The sequence below is a fragment of the Pseudomonadota bacterium genome, from assembly GCA_022361155.1.
Classification (GTDB): domain Bacteria; phylum Myxococcota_A; class Polyangia; order Polyangiales; family JAKSBK01; genus JAKSBK01.
The window spans coordinates 1-3357 of record JAKSBK010000239.1 but is presented as its reverse complement, the minus strand read 5'-3'; the positions used below and the strand labels follow the sequence as shown (position 1 = coordinate 3357).

2 protein-coding genes are annotated in these 3357 nt (G+C 64.6%); both read left to right on the top strand.

What is annotated here, in order from left to right:
* Positions 1-609: 609 nt before the first annotated feature.
* Positions 610-1962, top strand: coding sequence for a glutamine synthetase family protein (locus tag MJD61_09045; GenBank protein MCG8555416.1), 1353 nt, complete (start codon positions 610-612; stop codon positions 1960-1962).
* A gap of 25 nt (positions 1963-1987) precedes the next feature.
* Positions 1988-3357 (top strand): Do family serine endopeptidase (locus MJD61_09040; GenBank protein MCG8555415.1); only part of this gene is annotated, 1370 nt, incomplete at its 3' end.

Here is a 3357-nt window from a genome sequence, read left to right as displayed (position 1 = left end):
CGAGGCCAAGGCCGCAACACCGGTGAGGCACGGTAGCAGCCGGCGGACAACCCCGGATCGGAGGGCGGTTGGGGTGGACAGGGCGGTTGGAGTGGACAGGGCGGTTGGGGTGGACAGGGCGGTTGGAGTGGACAGGGCGGGTGGAGTGTTTCTGGACGTCACGAAAGCGTTCATAGCGTACTACCTGGACGGAAGGTGGTTGACCAAGTCACAGCGACGAGTGACGCACAGCAGCTTACACAGTCGGCATGTGCAAAGTACAGAACCGCGGACGAGAACGCGCATACGCCATCCAAGCTGCGAAGAATCATGCGCGATTTGGGAGGAATCTGCGCATCTGTACCACGCCACCGCTCAGCGGGATGGGCCGTCCACCGGTAACCGTTCAGGCCCGAAAGTCGGGCTTCAGGCGGTTTTCTGGGCGGGCGGTCCCGCAGGAATCGCCCGAGGAGTACTGCTCGCCTGCGCTTGGAATCAGCTGCAGCGCAGGGCGAGACCGAGGACGAAAGCCGTCCAGAAGGCCGCCTGGGAAGCCGTCGGCTGCGGCGCGCACACCCCAGTGAAGGGTTACGTCTGCTATCGTGGTGGTCCGGAAGCGGACCAAACGACATGGAACAATTGCGTGCTGCGTTCAACGACCGGGGTATTCGACGGGTGAAGCTAGGGGGCTTTGACCTCGACGGGGTGCTGCGAGGCAAGTACATCCACGTCGACAAATTCTGGTCGGCCGTGGACAAGGGATTGGGCTTTTGCGACGTGATCTTCGGTTGGGACGTGGGCGATCAGCTTTACGACAACGCCAGCATAACCGGCTGGCACACCGGTTATCCTGATCTTCAGGCCCGGGTGGACGCGTCGAGTTTTCGCGTCCTGCCCGAAGAGCCCGAGACCGCCGTGGTGCTGGTGGATTTCTATGGCCCCGATGGGTCGCCGCATCCTGCCTGCCCGCGCAACTTGCTCAAACGCGTCGTCGCCCGCCTTTCGGCAGCCGGCTTCCAGGCGAAAGTGGGCGTCGAGTACGAATTCTGGCTGTTCAGGGAAAGCGCCGAAAGCGCGCACGCCAAGCGCTACCAAGACTTGGCACCGCTGAGCCCGGGCATGTTCGGCTACTCGTGGGTGCGCCAGGGCCAGCATGCGGATCTGCTGGAGCACATGATCGACTCGCTCGCTGCGTTTGGGATCGAGCTCGAGGGTTTGCACACCGAGACCGGGCCGGGTGTGTACGAGGCCGCGCTACGGGCGCAGCACCCCCTTGCCGCGGCCGATGCGGCGGCTCTGTTCAAGTCGGTGCTCAAGGTGCTCGCAGCACGCAGCGGTTGCTTGGTTAGCTTCATGGCCAAGTGGCGCAGCGATCTGCCAGGCTCGAGCGGCCACATCCATGAGAGTCTGTGGACCCAGGACGAATCCCAAAACCTCTTCGCAGACCCTAAGACCCCCGACGGGCTGTCCCAAACGGCGAGGCGTTTCGCCGCGGGGCTCGTGAGCTTGATGCCCGAGCTTACCGCCCTGTATTCGCCTACCGTCAACAGCTACAAACGCTACGTACCCGGCGTTTGGGCGCCGACGACGGCGTCGTGGGGCATCGAGAACCGCACCTGTGCGGTGCGGGCGATCACCGGGCCCGGCAAGGCTGCGGCTCGGCTGGAGTATCGTCAGACCGCTGCCGACGTGAACCCGTACATCGGCATCGCAACCAGCCTTGCCGCGGGTCTGCACGGTCTCGAGCAAGGCCTCGAAGCCCCGCCACCCATCGAGGGCGATGCCACCGTGTCGGGAGTCGCACCGCCGTTGCCCGCGAGCCTGGCCGCAGCCAATCAGGCGCTCGCTTGCAGCACGGCCGCGCGCACGCTGCTCGGCGACGCGTTCGTCGATCACTTCGTCCGCACTCGAGACTGGGAGTTGCGGCAGTACGCGCGCAGCGTCACCGACTGGGAGCTCGCGCGTTACTTCGAAGCGATTTGACGTGGTGCTCCAGGGAGAAGAGACGATGTTGCGCATTGTGTGGTTGATGAGTGCGCTAGCTCTGCTAGCGGCGTGTTCGGGCTCCGGTCCCAGCATCGTATCCGGCAAAGCCGCACCACAGGAGCCGGGCTCGAAGAACACGGGCCTCGCCCGGACGCTTGGGAGCGCCGTTGCACGCGCCCTGAGGCCCACGCCGGTCTTTGCGCAAGCGGGACAGGTCGCGCTGGCAGACATCGCCGAGCGGGCCGTTGCGAGCGTGGTCAACATCTCTTCCGAGAAGGTCATCCGCTTCGACCGTCGACGAGGCTTCCATCCGTTCTTCGACGATCCGTTCTTCCGTCACTTCTTTGGTGACCGCGACCTGCCGAAAGAACGGCGTCAGCGCGGGCTGGGCTCTGGGGTCATCGTCGATCGCGCAGGCATCGTGCTCACCAACAACCATGTCATCGAGAAGGCGACCAAGATTCGCGTCACCACGTCGGACGGACGCGAGTTCGAAGCCAAGAGCGTCGGAAGCGACCCCGCCACCGACCTGGCTGTGCTCAAGCTCAACGGTGACTTGGGGGATCTAAAGCCCATGCCGATGGGCGATTCCACGGCGCTTCGTTTGGGCGAGGTGGTGCTCGCCATCGGAAATCCGTTTGAGCTAGGTCACACCGTCACCATGGGGATCGTTTCGGCCAAGGGCCGCGAGCTAGGGGGTGCCGTTGGTTATGGGGACTTCATCCAGACCGATGCGGCCATCAACCCGGGCAATTCGGGCGGCGCGCTGGTGGACATGCGAGGCCAGCTGGTGGGCATCAACACCGTGATCTACTCTCGCTCCGGCGGCTACCAGGGTATCGGTTTCGCGATTCCGTCGGTCTTGGCCAAGCAGGTCATGGACAGCCTGCTGCGTACCGGGAAGGTGAACCGCGGCTGGTTGGGCGTGGGCATTCAGAATATCGACGAGGACCTCGCCAGGGCGCTCGCCCTGCCCAGTGCCCAGGGCGTGCTGATTACGCGGGTCACCGAGGACAGCCCGGCCGCAAAGGGTGGGCTCAAGCGGCGAGATGTGGTGCTGCGCGTCAACCGCGAGCGCGCCGATTCCACGGGCAAGCTGCGCAGGTTGATCGCGGCTGCAGGTGCCAACGCCACGGTGAAGCTCGAGGTGCTGCGCGATGGCAACAAGCTAACGCTCAAGCTCAGGCTCGGAGAGCTCAAGAGCGATCGACAACCCACGAAGCGGGACGAGGACAAGGTGCGTAGGCTTGCCGGGCTGAGCCTCGAGGAGCTCGACAAGTCCACCCGCGCACGCTACCGCATCCCCAAGGACGTGCGGCACGGCGTCGTGATCGCGCGTGTCAAGCCGGGCAGTCTGGCCGCACGCAAGGGTCTAAGTCGTGGCGACGTGAT